Here is a 16,694-nt window from a genome sequence, read left to right on the forward strand (position 1 = left end):
TTTTCCTGGGACCCTGGGATCACGAGGTATCCGTGATCCCACTCGACATCCCCCGCCGCATCCACGACCTGGGCCATCTGGTGGGCAACACGCCCCTGCTGGCCGTGCACTTCACGTACAAGGGCCAGTCCCGGCGCATCTTCGCCAAGGCCGAGAACCTCAACATGACCGGCAGCATCAAGGACCGCATGGCCCTGCACGTGCTGAAGATGGCCTACGCGCGCGGCGTGCTGGCCCCGGGGGCGGCCCTGGCCGAGGCCACCAGCGGCAACACGGGCATCTCCTTCGCGGCCCTGGGACGGGCCCTGGGGCACCCGGTGACGATCTTCATGCCGGACTGGATGAGCCAGGAGCGCAAGGACCTCATCCGCAGTCTGGGCGCCTCCATCCGCCTGGTGAGCAAGGAGGAGGGCGGCTTTCTGGGGAGCATCCGCCTGTCCGAGGAACTGGCCGCCTCCACCCCGGACTGCTTCCTTCCCTGCCAGTTCTCCAACACCGACAACGTCGAGGCCCACCGCACCACCACGGGTCCCGAGATCTGGTGGCAACTGAAGTTCCAGGGCCTCACCCCGGACGCCTTCGTGGCGGGCGTGGGCACCGGCGGCACCATCATGGGGGTGGGCGCCTTCCTGCGGGAGATGCACCCCGTCGTGAAGCTGCACCCCCTGGAACCCGCCAACTCCCCCACCATGAGCACCGGCCACAAGGTGGGCAAGCACCGGATCCAGGGCATCTCCGACGAATTCATCCCGTCCATCGTCAAGCTGGGCGACCTGGACGGGATCATCGCCGTGGACGACGGCGACGCCATCCTCATGGCGCAGATGCTGGCCGGCCGCCTCGGGCTGGGGGTGGGCATCTCCAGCGGCGCCAACTTCCTGGGCGCCCTGAAGGTGCAGGAGCAGCTGGGGCCGGACGCCGTGGTGGTGACGGTCTTCTCCGACGACAACAAGAAGTACCTCAGCACCGACCTCATGCGGGAGGAGCCCGTGAAGCCGGGCTTCCTGTCCCCGGAGGTGGAGCTCACGGGCTTCGAGGCCTGCAAGCGGGTGTGCATGACCTGCTGCGACGAGAGCGCCTGCGGCTACCTGCCCGTGGAGGGCGGGACGCGTCCCTGCGGCCGCTGAGGTTCCAGGGCCTTGGCCCGCGCCGCCTCCAGGAAGCCGGCATCCACCCACCAGAGGCTGTTCTGGCCGTTGCCGGGGAGGGTGCGTTCGGCCAGCAGGGCTTCCCAGGTGAGGAGCTTGCCGTCCAGGCGGGGCAGGGTCCTGTTGCTGGCGAAGAAGACCACCCGGCCGTCGGGGCCGGGGTTGATTGAATATTCATCACGGGCCGGGCTGTTCACGGCCGGCCCCAGGTTCACCGGCCCGGCCCAGGTGCCGTCGTCCCGCCGGAAGTAGCCGTAGTAGTCGGCCCCGCCCAGGCTATCGGGGCGGCCCTCCATGGGCAGGAGGAGGTAGCGGCCTTCGGGGTCCACCCGGGGGTTGGCCTGGGCGGGGCTGGCGTTGAAGGGCGCCGGCAGCTTCTCGGCCGGGGTCCAGGCGCCGTCCCGGAAGGCCGAGCGCAGGATCCAGCCCCCTTGCCCTTCCTCCTGCAGGAAGTACAGGACGCCGTCCCGCGTGACGCTGGGGTAGAAGACGTTCCCGGAGCCGTTCACGGCCGCGGGCAGGCGGCGGGCCTGGGACCAGCCCGTGCCTTCGCGCTCCATCACCCAGATGCCGAAGGGCCCGGGCGTTTCGCCCGCGGGATCGGCGGGGCGGTCGGACACGAAGAAGAACCGCCGCCCGTCGGGGCTCACGCAGGGCTCCAGGCACCGCCACCGGGGATCCCGGGAAAAGGGCGCCACCTCGGGCCGCCACGCGCCGCCTTCCCGGCGGAGCCCGACGATCGCCGCCTTGCGGAACCCGGGCATGAACACGCCCACGTAGCATTCCGTGAAATCGGGCAGGAAGGTGATGTCCCGGGTGGAAAGGCCCGTGCCCAGGAGATCCGCCGCGAACAGGCGCGGCTGGTCGCCGGGTGGGGTCTCGCCCAGGTAGGGCGGGACCGCCGCAACGGCCAGGGTGCCGGAAAGCAGCAGGGGGGCAACGCGCCAGGAACGCATGGGAACCTCCGGAAGCGCTCCCAGTATGCGCTCACCCCCCGCGCTTTTCCTCCGGTTCCAGGCGCCCGCCGGGCGTCACTGCCGGGTGAAGATGCCGCCGAAGAGGATCGTTCCGTCGTCCGCGTTGAGGACCATCTGGCTGGAGTTCGCCCGCAGGTAGGCGGTGCCCTTGAGGGTCCGGGGCGTGCCCGCATACTTGCCCAGGGCCGGGGTGTAGACCAGCTCCGCCGTGAACGCGTTGGCGTTGGCGGTGGGCTGGGCGAAGGTGCCCGTGGCGTTGAGTGTGGGCCGGGCGCCCGTGAAGTGTCCGGCGGTGTCGAGCGTGAAGGTCAGGTTCACCTTGTCGGTGTTGCTGTTGATCGCGGAGGACCAGGTGCCCGCCAGGCCCGGGAGCTGGGCGCCCGTGGCGGCGGAGGCGTCGGGCGTGAGGATGAATTTCGTCCCGTTGAGGGAAGGCTCGGGGCTGGTGAGCGTGGCGTCGATGGAACGGCTCGTGAAGGTTCCGCCCAGCGTGCCGGGGATCTTGGTGAAGTTGATCGTCGTGAGGAAGGTGGCGGTCCCGCTCAGGTTCGTGCCGGAGGTCTGGAAGCTCCCGGAGGCGCTCACCTTCATGCCCGAGTTCAGGAGACGGTAGCTCCCGTCCGAAGGCATGACCAGGATGTAGTCCGTGCTCTTGTCCTCGGAAATTCCGGTCCAGGCCCCCGCCAGGCTGGATTGGGGGGCGGGCACAGGGGCGGGGGCGGAGCTGCTCTTGCCGCCGCCGCCGCAGGCCAGGGCCGCGGCAAGGATGAAGCACCCGGCTCCAAGGGAGCCGAGGGAAGGATGTCGAAACCTCAAGGTTTTCTCCGTGATGGGAATAGATCCCGATAGAAATAATTAATTGAACGAGACGGGTTTGCCTTTGAGCGGGGCGCACGGGTCCCGCTTCCATGCTCTTCGAGGAGTGAATGCGGGCCTAGCCGAATTGGTTCCCTGAAACGCGATTTACCTCGGGTAATCGGGATCCCGTTCAATTAATAAACAATATAACTTCAGCACGGCCAAGCGGAATGGGAGGGCGATTCTCAGCCGCGCTTCTCCTCCAGATCCAGCCACTCCATCTCCAGTTCCTCCAGGCGGGCCTTGGCCTCGTCCCGGTCGCGCAGGGCCTGGTGGCCGGGGGCCTCGGCGGTGATGAAGGCCGACGGGTCGGCCATGACCGCGTCCAGGTCCTGGATGCGGGCGTGGAGCGCGGCCATGGCGGCGTCCACCTCCGCCAGGCGCCGCTCCTCCTTCTGGGAAAGGCCCGCCTTGCGCCTGCCCGCGTCCCGGGACTCGGCCCGGGCCGCCTTGGCCGGGGCTTCGGCACGGGGCGCCTCCAGGGCGCGCTCGGCGCGCAGGCGGCGCACGGAGGTGGGGTTGCCTTCGTACATCTCCCACCGGGGCTCCCCGCCGGGGTTGAAGGCCAGGGTGTGGGTGGCCACCTGGTCCAGGAAGAACCGGTCGTGGCTCACCAGAAGCAGCGACCCCGGGTAGTCCAGGAGGGCCTCCTCCAGGTTCTGGAGGGTGGGGATGTCCAGGTCGTTGGTGGGCTCGTCCAGCACCAGCAGGTCCGAGGGCAGCAGCATGGCCTTGGCCAGCAGGAGCCGGTTGCGCTCGCCGCCCGAGAGGGTCCCGGCCATGCGCTTCTGCTGGTCGGCGGGGAAGCCGAAGCGGGTGAGGTACACCAGCACCAGCAGCTCCTGCCCGCCCACCTTCACCATGGAGGCGCGCTCGGCGATGTTGTCGGCCACGGAAAGGTCCGCGCGCAGTTCGCCCCGGCCCTGGGAGATGGCCGATATGGACAATTTGGGGTGCCTCTGGATGGTGCCGGAGGTGGGTTCCAACTCGCCCAGGAGGAGCTTCAGGAGCGTCGACTTCCCGCAGCCGTTGGGCCCCAGGAAGGCGATGCGCTGGCGGCGCTGGAGCACCAGGTCGATGCCCCCGGCCAGCTCGACCCCGGAGCCGGGGTAGTGGAAGCGGACGCCCTCCGCCGACAGGAGCGAATCCGAGCGGTTGGCGCCCCCGGCGAAGGTGAGGCTGGTGCGCTGCTCCAGGCGGGTGCGGTCCTTTACCTCGTCGCCCAGGTCCAGCACGTCCTGGATGCGCAGCTTGGACTTGCGGGTGCGGGCCTTGGCGCCGCGGCGGAGCCAGGCCAGCTCCCGGCGCAGGCGGTTCTGCATGTGCTCGGTGAGCCGGGCCTCCCGGAACTCCTTGTCGCTGCGCTCCAGGAGGTAGTCGCTGTAGGAGCCTTCGTAGCTGGTGACGTCGCCGTTCTCCAGCTCCAGCATGCGGTCCACGACGCCGTCCAGGAGGTGGCGGTCGTGGGTGATGAGCAGCAGCGCGCCGCCGAAGCCCTGGAGCCAGAGCTCGAGCTTCTCCACCTGCTCGGGGTCCAGGTGGTTGGTGGGCTCGTCCAGCACCATGACGTCCGGGTCCTGCAGCCAGGCCTGGGCCAGGGCCACCCGCTTGCGCCAGCCGCCGGAGAGCGACTCCACCGTGGCTTCCAGGTCCACCAGGCCCCAGGTGGTCTGGGCCTCCTTGAGCCGCGGCTCCAGGTCCCAGCCCATGTGGTTGAGGTGGTGCTCCACGCCGTCCAGCTCCATGTGGAGCCGCTCGGCCTGGTCGGGGGTGGCGGCCTGCAGGGCCTCGTGGATCTCCCCGTGGCGGGCGATGAGGGCCCGGTGGTCCCGCAGGGCCGCCTCCAGGGCGCTGCGCACCGTGGCGTCCGGGGCGAAGTGCGGGTCCTGGGCCAGGTGGGCCACCCGCAGCCCCTGGGTGAGGACCACCTCGCCCTCGTCGGGCGTGTCCTCCCCGGCCAGGAGCTTGAAGAGCGTCGACTTCCCGGCCCCGTTGCGGCCGATGAGGCCCACCTTCTCCCCCATCTGCAGGCCGAAGGTCAGCCCCTCGAGGATGGGCTGGGCGCCGAAGCGCTTGGTGACCTTGACGAGACTGAGGGCGACGGCCATGGAGACTCCTGAACCCTCCAGCATCGCACGGGGCGGCCCGGGCTTCACCTGCGAAGGGGGAAGGGGCCCCTTCAGCGGGACGCGATGAGCTCCCTCCAGCCCTCGAGCGCGCCCAGGAGGGCGTCGAGCTGCGCGGGTTCGGTGGTGCGGAACCGGCTCACCAGCTTCCATCCCTGGGCGACCTTCTGGTAGCGGTGCAGCCACAGGTGGGGCCCCTCCCAGGCGCCCTCGGGCGTGCGGGTGCGCACCAGGAAGGCCACCGTTGTCCAGGGGCCCCGGGCCAGGACGCGCCGGCCCAGTTCCTCGATGCCGGCGTCGTCGTCGGAATCCAGGATCAGGTCGTCGATGTCGGGGACGTGCATGGCCGCTCCTGGGAGACGTTCATTTTCCGCCGGGTGACCTTCTGAGTGTAATGCTAAATTATTCATTTAGATAAATTGAGAGTGACAATATTTAAATATAATAATAAGAGATTTTAAGTCAAATTTGTCATTGACGGACCCCGTTCCAAAAAATAATAATTAATTATGACGAAGCAACCTCTCCTTCCCATCGCTCTCCTCCTCCTTGCCTCCGCCTGCGGGGGTGGGGGATCCAAACCGACCCCAGCGACCCCCCAGGCCCCGGCGCCTCCGGCGTCCCAGCCTCCTGCACCGGATGCCCCGACGCCGGACACCCCGACGCCGGAAACCACGGTGCCGGGTTCCCCGACCCCGCAGCCGCCCCCGATGCCCCCGACGCCTCCGGGGCCCAAGGGCGCCCTGCCGCCGGCGCTGAGCGTGCCCGGGGCCTTCCTGATACCCCCCTACCTGCAGCTGGGGCCGGCCCCGTCCCCCACGCAGCTGGCCCTCCTCTGGCATACCCCGGAGACAAACGCGACCTGGGCCGTGAACGTGTACCGGGGGGGGCAGTGGAAGCCCGCGGGGGCGGTGACCTTCGTGAAGGTCAACGTGCCCTCGGAGCCGCAGCACCGGGTGTACACGGCCACCCTTTCGCACCTGGCGCCGGGCGCCCGGTTCGCCTACCAGGTCACCCGGGACGGCCATGTGGTCTTCCAGGACCGGGGCATGGCCCTCAAGGGCAAGGGCCAGTCCCAGCGGGTGGCGGTGGTGGGGGACCTGGTGACCACCAGCCCCGCCAGCCAGCAGGATTTCCGGCGCCTGGCGAACCAGGTGGGCTCGACCCGTCCGGACCTCCTGGTGGTTCCCGGCGACATCGTCAACATGGAGGGCCACGCCGGCCAGTACCGGGACCTCTTCTTCCCGGCCATCAACGCCGACCGCGGCACCTCCTCGGGCGGATCGGTGCTGCGCAGGACGGTGATGGCGGCCTGCCTGGGGAACAACGACACCGACCGGGTCTTCGAATACCGGGGCGGCCGCCTCTCCTTCACTCCCCAGCCCAACGGCCTGGCGTACTACTACTACTTCAGCCAGCCCCTGAACGGGCCCGCGTTCGCCGTCAACCACGACCCCGCCAACGCCCACAAGATGATGACCCCCGTGCTCAGCCCCCGGAACGCCTTCTCCGGGTTCCTGGCCGCGGCGCAGGACCGCTTCCCGGCCATGGCGAACTTCTCCTTCGACTCGGGCGGCGTGCACTGGACCATCCTGGATTCCAACCTGTATTCGCAATGGGCCTACTCCCACCGCACGCTGCCGAACCACACGTGGAGCAACCGCACCCCCGAGGCCGACGCCCTCGTCGCCCAGCTCAAGGACTGGCTGGACAAGGACCTCGCCGCCGCCCGCGGCGCGGACTGGCGCTTCGTGGTCTTCCACCACCCCGCCTTCAACCTGAGCCATGAGGTGAACTGGAAGTACGGCGAGACCTGGATGCGCCAGATCTGGCCGATCCTTGAAAAGCACCGCGTGGCCATGGTCTTCACCGGCCACCTGCACAGCTACCAGCGCACCCGGCCCCTGCGCTTCACCCCCAAGCCCGCGGGCGCCTCGGACAAGGCCCACTTCGGCAACCCCGCGAACATCCTGGAGGACACGGCCTTCCAGGGCCACGGCGGCGCCACGAAGGCCGACGGCGTCATCCACATCGTGACCGGGGCGGGGGGGGCCAATCCCAAGGACTATCCCTACCCCCCCGGCCACCCCGACTACCCGGGCCAGACCCCGCCCAAGCCCTACCCGGTCCACCTGAGGTGGCGGACGCCCTGCTTCTCGCAGCTGGACATCGCCCCGGGCCGGGTCGACTTCAAGCAGATCGGAATGGACGGCACCGTGCTGGACCAGTTCGTCCTGACGAAGTAGCCGCAATCAACCCATGGGTACGTGGAGGCCGATCCGGGTCGCGTGTTCCCGGGCGGCCTCGTACCCGGCGTCGGCGTGGCGGAAGACGCCCATGGCCGGGTCGTTCCACAGCACCCGCCGGATGCACCGGTCCGCGCGCTCCGTGCCGTCGGCCACGATGACCACTCCGGAGTGCTGGGAGAAGCCCATGCCCACCCCGCCGCCGTGGTGGAAGCTCACCCAGGACGCGCCGCCGGAGCAGGCCGTCATGGCGTTGAGCAGCGGCCAATCGGAGACGGCGTCGGACCCGTCCTTCATGCCCTCGGTCTCGCGGTTGGGGGAGGCCACGCTTCCCGAGTCCAGGTGGTCGCGGCCGATGACGATGGGGGCCTTGAGCTTGCCCTCCCGCACCAGCTCGTTGAACTTCAGCCCGGCCAGGTGGCGCTCGCCGGCGCCGATCCAGCAGATGCGCGCGGGCAGGCCCTGGAAGGCGATCTTCTCCTGCGCCGCCTTGATCCAGCGGATCATGCCCTCGTTCTCCGGGAAGAGGTCCATCATGGCCTGGTCCGTGACGGCGATGTCCTCGGGGTCGCCCGAGAGCGCCGCCCAGCGGAAGGGGCCGATGCCCTTGCAGAACAGGGGCCGGATGAAGGCCGGCACGAACCCGGGGAACGCGAAGGCGTTCTCGCAGCCGGCCCGCTGGGCCTGGGCGCGGATGTTGTTGCCGTAGTCGAAGGTGACCGACCCCGTCGCCTGGAAGGCCAGCATGGCCTCCACGTGGGCGCGCATGGAGGTCAGGGCCAGCTTCACGTACGCTTCGGGCTCATCCTTGCGCATGGCCGCGGCCTGCTCCAGGGTCAGGCCGGCGGGGATGTAGCCGTTGTACTCGTCATGGGCCGAGGTCTGGTCCGTGACCAGGTGGGGCCGCGCGCCCCGGCGCACCAGCTCGGGCAGCACCTCGGCGGCGTTGCCCAGGAGGCCGATGGAGACGGCCTTCTTCTCGCGCACGTAGCGCTCCACCCGGGCCAGGGCGTCGTCCAGGTCATCGGTCCACTCGTCCAGGTAGCGGGTCTGGAGCCGCTTGTCGATGCGGGTGCGGTCCACTTCCACGCACAGGGCCACGCCGCCGTTCATGGTCACCGACAGCGGCTGGGCCCCGCCCATGCCGCCCAGGCCGGCCGTGAGGGTCCAGGTGCCCGCCAGGGTCCCCCCGAAGTGCTGGCGCGCCGCCTCGGCGAAGGTCTCGTAGGTGCCCTGGACGATGCCCTGGCTCCCGATGTAGATCCAGCTGCCGGCGGTCATCTGGCCGTACATCATCAGCCCCTTGCGGTCCAGTTCCCGGAAGTGCTCCCAGGTGGCCCACCGGGGCACCAGGTTGGAGTTGGCGATGAGCACCCGCGGGGCGTCCGCGTGGGTGCGCACCACCCCCACGGGCTTGCCGGACTGCACCAGCAGCGTCTCCTCGTCTCCCAGGTGCTTGAGTTCCTTGACCAGCGCGTTGAAGCAGTCCCAGTTCCGCGCCGCCTTGCCCAGGCCGCCGTAGACCACCAGGTCCTCGGGGCGCTCGGCCACGTCGGGGTCCAGGTTGTTCATGAGCATGCGCAGCGCCGCCTCCTGCACCCAGCCCTTGCAGTGCAGGTGGGCGCCGTGGGGAGCGCGGATGACGGGGGCTTCGGTGGCTTGGGTCATGGCGGAGGTCCTTTGAATGCCCCCATTTTCCCACGGAGAGCGTCGGACCTAGGTCATAACTTAAACCCTGGCTCCGGTGATGCCCGGCAGGACCATGTGTCCGGCCTTGGCCTGGCCCGCCAGCGCATCGCCGTCGCAGGTGAGGTCCAGGTCCAGCAGGATGTTCATGGGTCGCGGCAGCCGAAGGGAACCGCGGAGGTGGCCCCCCTCCAGGCGGGCGTCCATCAGGGGGGTGGAGAGGCCGTCGGAGGTCACGGTGGCGGCAACGTTCCCGTCCCCGGTGGTGACGGCGATGCGGAACGCCTTGGCGCCCATGGGGGAGTTGACGGTCAGGTCCCAGGTTCCATCGAAGCTCATGGGGGTCCCCTTTCAAAGGTTTCCCCCAGGATACGCCGCCCCTCAGGGCGTCTGGAGCGGGAAATGCAGGCGGAACGCCAGGCCCTGGCCGGGAACCACCTGGATGCCCGCGCCGTGGGCCTTCAACATCCCCAGGACCGAGGCCAGCCCGAGGCCCCGCCCCACGAACCGGGTCGTGAAGAAGGGGTCGAACATCCGGGCCAGGACCTCCGGGTCCGGGCAGGGGCCGTCGTTGGCCACCTCCAGGCACACCGTCGCGGCACCCGGGGGCCGGGGCGCCGCCCAGGGGCCCGGGAGGGTCTCCCCTGCGGAATCCACGAACGTGCGCAGGGCGACCGTTTCCCCGCGGCCGTCCTTGGCCATGGCCTCCCAGGCGTTCTCCAGGAGGGCGTCCAGCATGATCCGCACGCGGTCCGGGTCCGCCAGGATGGGGGGAACGGCCGCCAGGTCCAGGGTCAGTCGCCGGCCCTGGGGCGGTTCCTGGGCGCCGGCCCAGGCGGAGACCAGCTTCACGAGGTCCGTGGGCACCCGGCGGGTCACGGCGTGGCCGGAGAACTCGTTCATCTTCCACGAGAGCGCGATGGCCCGCCGGAGCACCTCCCGGGCGGTGGCCACCGTCAGCACCGGGCCTTCCTGGTCCCGCACCTGGATCTCGAGGATCTCCAGGCTGGCCTGGATGGCCGCGAAGAGGTTGTTGAAGTCGTGGGCGATGCTGCCGGCCATGAGGACCAGGCTTTCGGCCTTCTGGGCCCGGCGTTCCGCTTCCTCGGCCTGCCGGGCGTCGGAGCGGTCCAGGGCCAGGACCACCACGCACTGCACCGGGCCCTCGGCCGGAAAGGGTTCGAGCCGCACGTCGAACCAGCCCGCGGTGCCGTCCAGGCGCAGGCCCTGGGTCCCGTAGCTCACGCCCTGGCGGGTCGCCAGGCAGGTCCGGAGGGCGGCCGCCCCCGCGGCCTGGGTCTCGGGGGCCAAACCCACGGGAAAGGGCCGTCCCAGGGCGTCCGAGGGCTGGATCCCTTCGGGCGTGCGGTTGATGTAGGTGATGTTCCCCCCGGGGTCCAGGATGAGGATGTAGTCCTTCAGCCCCCCGGTGATCACCTGGAAGCGCTCCTCCGTGGCCAGCAGGGTCCGCTTCAGGGCCGCCTCGCGGGTGACGTCCCGGAGGCTGGCCAGGAGGCAGGGCTCGCCCTGGATGTCCAGCACCATGCCCTTGATCTCCGCCTCCAGGCGGGCGCCGTCCTTGCGCACCAGGGTGAAGGTGCGTGCCGGGGCCACGCCCGCCTCGGGCAGGTCCGAGGACAGGGCGTCGGAATCCTGCGGATCCGCGAAGAGGCCCAGGTCCTCGACGCTGCGGCCCACGGCCTCCTGCCGGGGGTAGCCGAACATCGCCTCCCAGGCGGCGTTCACCTGCAGGAAGGTCCGGTCGTGGATGCGCGAGACGCTGATGCCGTCGGGCGACAGCTCGAACAGGGCCAGGAACCGCGCCTCGTTCTCCCGCAGGGCGAGGAGGGCCCGGTGGCGCTCGGTCACGTCCCGTCCGGTGAGGAGCACCCGCAGGCCATTGGGGGTATCCAGGGCCGAGGCGGCCAGGAGCATCTGGCGGATCTCGCCCGAGGGCAGGCGCATTTCCGTCTGCCGCCCCGGGAAGACCCCGGTTTCCGCCACCTCCTTCAGGATGGCCGTCCGATCCAGGGGATCCGTCCACAGGCCGAGATCCGCGGGCGTGCGTCCCAGGGCGCGCTCCCGGGTGACGCCGGCCAGGGCGCACCAGGCGGGGTTCGCCTCCACGATCCTCCCGTCGGGGTAGGAGGAGAGGGTCGACGGGTCGGGGTTCGAAGCGAAGGCCCGCCGGAAGAGGTCCTCGTTGTCCGACGCGTCGTCCTCGGGCTGGATCAGGCACCCCCCGGAGCCTTCCAGGGGCGTGGCGATGAGCCTGGAGAAGCGGCCGCCACCGGGGATCCCCCAGGTGAAGTCCGGCCGGCGGCCTTCAGCCACGTCCCGGAGGCCCTGCCGGATGGCGTCGTCCTGGAACCCCGATCCGGGCCCGGCCCCCGGTTCCCCGGCGATCCCCTGCCAGGCCCGGTTCGCGAAGACCAGGACGCCATCCCCGTCCGTGACCGCCACGGGCGTCCGCAGACCATCGAGGACCCGCCTCGGGAGGGAGGGGTCGGAACCGGTCATGGGGCGTCGGGTGGGTGCATGGGGCTCTCAAGGGGTGCATAGAGCATAGCTCCCCTGACCCCCGCGGCGTAGCGCGAAGGTTTGGGGAGCTTGACGGGTTCGATCTGCCGGCGGGGGTCGAAAAGACCCCGATCGGCCGCTACGGGTCCGCCCTATTTCAGCCGGCGCAGCACGGTAACGCAGTTGGTGACCGACGAGCCGCCCACGTTGAAGGAGACGCCGGTGGTGGGCGTCTTGCGGGAGAGGGTGGCGCCGATGGGGTCGCCGGCGAGCTGCTTGTACAGGAGGGCGTGCATGGAGACGCCGGTGGCGCCCACGGGATGGCCCTTGGCCTTGAGGCCGCCGGAGAGGTTCACGGCGCACTGGGCGTCATCCCGGGTGAAGCGGCCTTCCAGGTAGTCGTAGCCGGCGCGGCCGTCCCGGGAGAGGCCCAGGGCCTCGGTGGTGAGGAGCTGGTTGATGGTGAAGCAGTCGTGCACTTCGGCCAGGTCCAGGTCGGCGGCGGTGATGCCGGCCTCGGCGTAGGCGCGGCGGACCGCTTCCTTCCCGGCCATGAGCTCGTGCATGTTCGGGCGGGCCGAAATGGCGAACCGCTCGTTGGCGTGGCCGATGCCGGCGATCTCCACGACCTTCTTGCCGGCGGTGCGGGGATCCGAGGTGGCCATGATCACCAGGGCGGCGGCGCCGTCGGTGACCAGGGAGCAGTCGTGGAGGGAAAGGGGATCGGCGATGACCGGGTTCTTTTCCGGGGGCAGGGCGAGGATGGCATCCGCGGTGAACAGGCCCAGCTTGTCGGAGGGGCCGCCCTTGCCGAAGTGGGCCAGGGGGTTGTCCACGCCGTTGCGGTAGCCCAGGGCGGCCACGGTGGCCAGCATGCGCTTGAGGTCGCCCTCGGGGAAGCCGTAGCGGGCCTGGTAGCCCTTGGCGTACTCCGCGAACAGGGCGGGGAAGGTCATGCCGCGCCCGCCCTCCTCGGGCCAGTAGGAGCAGGTGGCCAGGGCGTGGGTGACGCCCTTGGTGTCCAGCAGGTTCATCTTTTCCACGCCCACCACCAGGGCCACCTTGGCCCGGCCGGACTCCACGGCGTAGAGGGCGTCGTAGAGCGCCACGGAACCGGAGGCGCAGGCGTCCTCGCAGCGGGTCATGGACTTGAAGCGGAGCCCCTCGGGGTCGATTTCCGTGGCGAAGGCCGCCAGGTGCTCCTGGTTGGCGAACAGGCCGGGCGCGCAGGAACCCACCCACACGCCGTCCACCTCGCTGGCGGGGATGCCGGCGTCGGCCAGGGCGCCCCGGCCCGCCTCCAGCAGGAGTTCGTAGGCCGACTGGAGGTCGGTGACCTCGCCGGTCTCCCGGTTGCGCTTGACCAGGGAACCGAATTTCGTGTTGTAGGCGCCGACGATGCTGACTTTGCTCATGGGAATCTCCGGGTGATTTGGGTTCAGAGGCTCACGGTCTTGCAGGAGGTGCTGACGTGGATTTCCGCGTCGGTCTTTTCGATGATCCATTCCGGGGTGTAGGGCGCGAAGCATTCCATGAGGTGGAAGCGCCCGCCCACGATCTCGAACATGCCCACGTCGGTGACGACGTAGTTCACTTCTCCGGCGGCGGTCAGGGGCAGCTTGCAGTGGCGCTTCAGGCGCGAGGCGCCGGAGGGCTCGAAGTGGAGGGTGGCGGCGATGACCACCCGGGCGCCGATGGTGAGGTCCATGGCTCCGCCCATTCCGGGGACCATCTTGCCGGGCACCTTGTAGTTGGCGAGGTTGCCCTGCTGGTCCACCTCCAGCACGCCCAGCACCGTGTAGTCCACGTGGCCGCCGCGGATGATGCCGAAGCTGGTGGCGGAATCGAAGAAGCACCCGCCGGGCACCACCGAGAGGGGGGCGCCGCCGGCGTTGACCATGTCCGGGTCCTCCTGGCCCTTCTCCGGGGCGGGCCCCAGGCCCATGAGGCCGTTCTCCGACTGGAGGATGAGGGTGACACCTTCGGGCAGGTGGTCCACGACGAGGGTGGGAAGGCCGATGCCCAGGTTCACCACGTCGCCGTTCTTGAAGATCCGGGCGATGCGCTTGGCGATGTTTTCCTTGTTGGGGGTGTAGTCCATGGTGTCCCTCAGCTTTCCTGGGTTTCGGAGAGGACCAGGCAGTCCACGAAGATCGAAGGGGTGTGCACCTGGTTGGGGTCGATCTCGCCGATCTCCACGATCTCCTCCACCTCGGCGATGACGAGTTCGGCGGCGGTGGCCATCAGGGGGTTGAAGTTCCGCGCGGTCCCGGCGTAGATCAGGTTGCCGGCCTTGTCCGCCTTCTTGGCCTTGATGATGGCCACGTCGGCCTTGAGGGGGCGCTCCAGCAGGTAGCTGCGGTCGTCCACGGTGATCACCTGCTTGCCCTCCTCCACCTCCGTGCCCAGGCCCGTGGGGGTGAGGAAGCCGCCGATGCCGGCGCCGCCGCAGCGGATGCGCTCGGCCAGGGTGCCCTGGGGCACCAGCTCAACGTCCGTCTCCTGGGCGTTCATCTGGCGCTGGGTCTCATGGTTGAGCCCGATGTGGCTGGCGATGATCTTCACGAAGGCCCGGTCCTGGACGAGGGGGGCGATGCCGTTGATGCGGCCGGTCTTGAAGTCATGGAAGGCGGTGTCGGTGCTGATGAGGGTGAGCCCCTTGGTCCCCGCGGCCTTGAGGGCCCGGATGATGGTGTCGGGGGCGCCGCAGCCCATGAAGCCCCCGGACATGAGGATGTCCCCGGACTTGATCCTGCCCGCGGCTTCCGCGGCGCTGATGATGGGTTTCGCTAGCATGGAATGGACCTCCTCAATGGGTTTGCTTACGCTCGATCAGCTTGTCGATGATGAAGGTGGCCACGTGCTCCGCGTAGCTGCCCTTGCCGAACCCGGCGTCGAAGCCCAGCTCCACGGCAAGCTTGTTGCCGATGCGTGTGCCCCCCGCGCACACCACGAACCGCTCCCGCAGGTTGCGCGCCTGGAGCAGCTCGATGAGCTCGGTGAGGTTCTGGATGTGGACGTCCTTCTGGGTGACGATCTGGGAAACGAGGATCGCGTCGGCGTTCACCTTGAGGGCGTAGTCGATGAGCTTGTCGTTGGGCACCTGGGCGCCCAGGTTGTAGGTCTCCAGGCCGGCGTAGCGTTCCAGGCCGAAATGGTGGTTGTAGCCCTTCATGTTCATGATGGCGTCGATGCCCACCGTGTGCGCGTCGAAGCCGGTGCAGGCCCCCACCACCACGAGCTTGCGCCCGAAGTGCTCCCGCACGGCCGCGTCGGCCTCCTCCATGGTGTACACCTTCTCCCCGGTGGCGTCCTCCACGTGGATGGTGCCGTAGTCGATGCCGGTGGCCGTCTTGCCGTAGGCCACGTACATCGAGAAGCCGTCCGACAGCGGCGTGGAGTGGACGATGTCCACGTGGCTGAAACCGAGCTTTTCCGTGAACTGCCGGGCGGCTTCCCGTCCCTTGGGCCCGTCGGGGACGGGCAGGGTGAAGGAGAGCTGCACGGACCCGTCGTCCAGGGTGTCGCCGTAGGGTCGAATGATCATGGGCATCTCCGTCAGTCCGCGAGGTTGAGTTCGTTCTTGAGGTAGGCTTCGAAGGGATTGAAGTAGTCCGGGCCCTTCTTCTGGAGGCCGTCCAGCCCCTTGCCAAGGTCGGCGGGGCGCTTGATGTCGGCGAAGTGGCCCTCGGCGATGGCCGGCATGAGGCCGATCCGGTCGATGCTCTCCAGGAATTCCACCGTCTCCTCCAGCACCTTCCGGGCGCGGGTGGCGATGACGCCGTCCTGCCGGAATTCGATCTCGTCCGCCAGGCCCTCCATGGTGTTCATGACGTGCTTGGCGTTGTCCAGGGCCAGGAAGCGATCCATCATGAACGGCGTGTGGATGGCCTCGGTGAGCATGCCCAGCAGGTGGATGCCCTGGCCCGTGAGCTTGGAGACGAAATTGAACATGGAGTTCATGGCCAGGCCCTTGAAGATGTCGCCGGTCATGAACTTGGTGGGAGGCATGTACTTCAGCGGCGCCTCCGGGAAGATCTCCCGGGCCATCTGGGCCTGGGCCAGCTCCAGCAGGAAGCCGTTCTTGAGGGTGGGGTCCATCTCGAAGGCGTGGCCCAGTCCCATGAGCCGGGCCGGGAGCCCCGCGGCGTAGGCGAACCGCTCGTTGAGGAACTGGCTGGCCAGGACGGTGTAGGCCTTCTCCACCGCGTCGCTGGTGGTGAGGTAGTTGTCCTCCCCGGTGTTGATGATGATCCCGGCGTAGGCGTTGATCATGCGGCTGAACTTCTGGTCAACGAAGGTCCGGTACATGTTGATGTCGCGGAAGAGGATCCCGTACATCGAATCGTTGAGCATCATGTCCAGGCGTTCGAGGGCGCCCATGGCCGCGATTTCCGGCATGCACAGGCCCGAGCAGTAGTTGGTGAGCAGGATGTAGCGTCCCTGGCGGTCCACGACCTCGTCCAGGGCCTCCCGCATGATGCGGAAGTTCTCCTGGGTCGCGTAGGTTCCGCCGAAGCCCTCGGTGGTGGGGCCGTAGGGGACGTAGTCCAGGAGGCTCTGGGCGGTGGTGCGGATGACCGCGATGACGTCGGCGCCCTGTTCCGCGGCGGCCACGGCCTGCTTCCGGTCCTCGTAGATGTTGCCGGTCGCCACGATGACGTAGAGCAGGGGGGAGTGGTTCCGGCCCTTGTAGGCCTCGAGCTTGGCGTCCCGGTGGCCGCGGTTGGCCTTCACCCGGGCGGCGAAGGCCTCCACCAGGGTGCGGGCCCGGGTCTCCAGTTCGGCGCGGTCGCCCAGGGGGAGGGACGCCACGTTCAGGCCGCCGGCGATGAGCCGGTTGAGGCCCTGGACCGTCTCGCCGGTGCGCACCAGGGCGTTGACGTAGTAGATCAGGGCGCCGTTTTCCAGGAGGCCCTTGCACTGGTCCACCACCAGGTTGGGGACGGGCACGCCGTCGGGATCCGCGCCGTCGGCGCCCGCCAGGCGGAGGGTGGCCCGCTCCACGGTGACGGTGGTGTGTTCGGCGACGAAGGCCATGACCGGCTTGACGATTCGGGCGGCCAGGTCCCTGGCCTTGTCGATCCGCTCCTCGGACAGCCCCAGCTTTGTCTGCATGCGTTCTCCCGTTGT

Annotated in this window: 14 protein-coding genes; 2 read left to right on the forward strand and 12 right to left on the reverse strand. The window is 69.1% G+C overall.

Annotated elements, in window-relative coordinates; genetic code table 11:
* Nucleotides 1-32: 32 nt before the first annotated feature.
* A complete protein-coding gene (locus tag ACZ5LB_RS02250) occupies nt 33-1,127 on the forward strand; it encodes a PLP-dependent cysteine synthase family protein (protein ID WP_464604539.1) in 1,095 nt (364 codons plus the stop codon).
* Here ACZ5LB_RS02250 and ACZ5LB_RS02255 read toward each other — a convergent pair.
* The 4 genes from ACZ5LB_RS02255 to ACZ5LB_RS02270 form a co-directional block, all read right to left on the reverse strand.
* Nucleotides 1,085-2,104, reverse strand: coding sequence for a TolB family protein (locus tag ACZ5LB_RS02255; protein ID WP_464604540.1), 1,020 nt, complete (start codon nt 2,102-2,104; stop codon nt 1,085-1,087). The two genes, ACZ5LB_RS02250 and ACZ5LB_RS02255, sit on opposite strands and share 43 nt — an antisense overlap.
* 75 nt (nt 2,105-2,179) lie before the next feature.
* A complete protein-coding gene (locus tag ACZ5LB_RS02260; RefSeq protein WP_464604541.1) occupies nt 2,180-2,941 on the reverse strand; it encodes a hypothetical protein in 762 nt (253 codons plus the stop codon).
* A 227-nt stretch (nt 2,942-3,168) separates the two neighbouring features.
* The gene (locus ACZ5LB_RS02265; RefSeq protein ID WP_464604542.1) at nt 3,169-5,091 is read right to left on the reverse strand and encodes an ABC-F family ATP-binding cassette domain-containing protein; all 1,923 of its coding nucleotides are present in this window, start codon (nt 5,089-5,091) and stop codon (nt 3,169-3,171) included.
* 71 nt (nt 5,092-5,162) lie between these two features.
* Complete coding sequence (locus ACZ5LB_RS02270) at nt 5,163-5,453, reverse strand: hypothetical protein (RefSeq protein ID WP_464604543.1); 291 nt, start codon at nt 5,451-5,453, stop codon at nt 5,163-5,165.
* Nucleotides 5,454-5,819: 366 nt separating this feature from the next.
* Between ACZ5LB_RS02270 and ACZ5LB_RS02275 the strand changes: the two genes are divergently transcribed.
* Nucleotides 5,820-7,355, forward strand: a complete 1,536-nt coding sequence (locus ACZ5LB_RS02275) for a metallophosphoesterase family protein (RefSeq protein ID WP_464604544.1) — start codon at nt 5,820-5,822, stop codon at nt 7,353-7,355.
* A 6-nt stretch (nt 7,356-7,361) separates the two neighbouring features.
* Here the strand turns inward: ACZ5LB_RS02275 and hutU are convergent, their stop codons facing one another.
* The 8 genes from hutU to kamD form a co-directional block, all read right to left on the reverse strand.
* Nucleotides 7,362-9,023, reverse strand: a complete 1,662-nt coding sequence (hutU, locus tag ACZ5LB_RS02280) for a urocanate hydratase (RefSeq protein WP_464604545.1) — start codon at nt 9,021-9,023, stop codon at nt 7,362-7,364.
* 60 nt (nt 9,024-9,083) lie between these two features.
* The gene (locus ACZ5LB_RS02285; protein ID WP_464604546.1) at nt 9,084-9,380 is read right to left on the reverse strand and encodes a hypothetical protein; all 297 of its coding nucleotides are present in this window, start codon (nt 9,378-9,380) and stop codon (nt 9,084-9,086) included.
* Between the two features lie 42 nt (nt 9,381-9,422).
* Nucleotides 9,423-11,561: a PAS domain S-box protein gene (locus ACZ5LB_RS02290; RefSeq protein WP_464604547.1), complete on the reverse strand. Its 2,139-nt coding sequence runs from the start codon at nt 11,559-11,561 to the stop codon at nt 9,423-9,425.
* A 152-nt stretch (nt 11,562-11,713) separates the two neighbouring features.
* Nucleotides 11,714-12,976 (reverse strand): thiolase C-terminal domain-containing protein, encoded by a 1,263-nt coding sequence (locus ACZ5LB_RS02295; protein ID WP_464604548.1) that lies wholly within the window; start codon nt 12,974-12,976, stop codon nt 11,714-11,716.
* Between the two features lie 23 nt (nt 12,977-12,999).
* The gene (locus ACZ5LB_RS02300; RefSeq protein ID WP_464604549.1) at nt 13,000-13,662 is read right to left on the reverse strand and encodes a 3-oxoacid CoA-transferase subunit B; all 663 of its coding nucleotides are present in this window, start codon (nt 13,660-13,662) and stop codon (nt 13,000-13,002) included.
* An 8-nt stretch (nt 13,663-13,670) separates the two neighbouring features.
* Nucleotides 13,671-14,357, reverse strand: a complete 687-nt coding sequence (locus tag ACZ5LB_RS02305) for a CoA transferase subunit A (RefSeq protein ID WP_464604550.1) — start codon at nt 14,355-14,357, stop codon at nt 13,671-13,673.
* Between the two features lie 13 nt (nt 14,358-14,370).
* Nucleotides 14,371-15,108, reverse strand: a complete 738-nt coding sequence (gene kamE / locus ACZ5LB_RS02310) for a lysine 5,6-aminomutase subunit beta (RefSeq protein ID WP_464604551.1) — start codon at nt 15,106-15,108, stop codon at nt 14,371-14,373.
* A gap of 11 nt (nt 15,109-15,119) precedes the next feature.
* Complete coding sequence (gene kamD, locus ACZ5LB_RS02315) at nt 15,120-16,679, reverse strand: lysine 5,6-aminomutase subunit alpha (protein WP_464604552.1); 1,560 nt, start codon at nt 16,677-16,679, stop codon at nt 15,120-15,122.
* Nucleotides 16,680-16,694: the final 15 nt, after the last annotated feature.

This window comes from Mesoterricola sp. MK458 (assembly GCF_055384935.1).

What these genes read in the sequence shown, in the direction of transcription:
- ACZ5LB_RS02255 (WP_464604540.1), bottom strand. Translation starts at nt 2,104, where the DNA reads ATGCGTTCCTGGCGCGTTGCCCCCCTGCTGCTTTCCGGCACCCTGGCC.
- ACZ5LB_RS02265 (WP_464604542.1), bottom strand. Translation starts at nt 5,091, where the DNA reads ATGGCCGTCGCCCTCAGTCTCGTCAAGGTCACCAAGCGCTTCGGCGCC.
- ACZ5LB_RS02270 (WP_464604543.1), bottom strand. Translation starts at nt 5,453, where the DNA reads ATGCACGTCCCCGACATCGACGACCTGATCCTGGATTCCGACGACGAC.
- ACZ5LB_RS02275 (WP_464604544.1), top strand. Translation starts at nt 5,820, where the DNA reads ATGCCCCCGACGCCTCCGGGGCCCAAGGGCGCCCTGCCGCCGGCGCTG.
- hutU (WP_464604545.1), bottom strand. Translation starts at nt 9,023, where the DNA reads ATGACCCAAGCCACCGAAGCCCCCGTCATCCGCGCTCCCCACGGCGCC.
- ACZ5LB_RS02285 (WP_464604546.1), bottom strand. Translation starts at nt 9,380, where the DNA reads ATGAGCTTCGATGGAACCTGGGACCTGACCGTCAACTCCCCCATGGGC.
- ACZ5LB_RS02290 (WP_464604547.1), bottom strand. Translation starts at nt 11,561, where the DNA reads ATGACCGGTTCCGACCCCTCCCTCCCGAGGCGGGTCCTCGATGGTCTG.
- ACZ5LB_RS02295 (WP_464604548.1), bottom strand. Translation starts at nt 12,976, where the DNA reads ATGAGCAAAGTCAGCATCGTCGGCGCCTACAACACGAAATTCGGTTCC.
- ACZ5LB_RS02300 (WP_464604549.1), bottom strand. Translation starts at nt 13,662, where the DNA reads ATGGACTACACCCCCAACAAGGAAAACATCGCCAAGCGCATCGCCCGG.
- ACZ5LB_RS02305 (WP_464604550.1), bottom strand. Translation starts at nt 14,357, where the DNA reads ATGCTAGCGAAACCCATCATCAGCGCCGCGGAAGCCGCGGGCAGGATC.
- kamE (WP_464604551.1), bottom strand. Translation starts at nt 15,108, where the DNA reads ATGATCATTCGACCCTACGGCGACACCCTGGACGACGGGTCCGTGCAG.
- kamD (WP_464604552.1), bottom strand. Translation starts at nt 16,679, where the DNA reads ATGCAGACAAAGCTGGGGCTGTCCGAGGAGCGGATCGACAAGGCCAGG.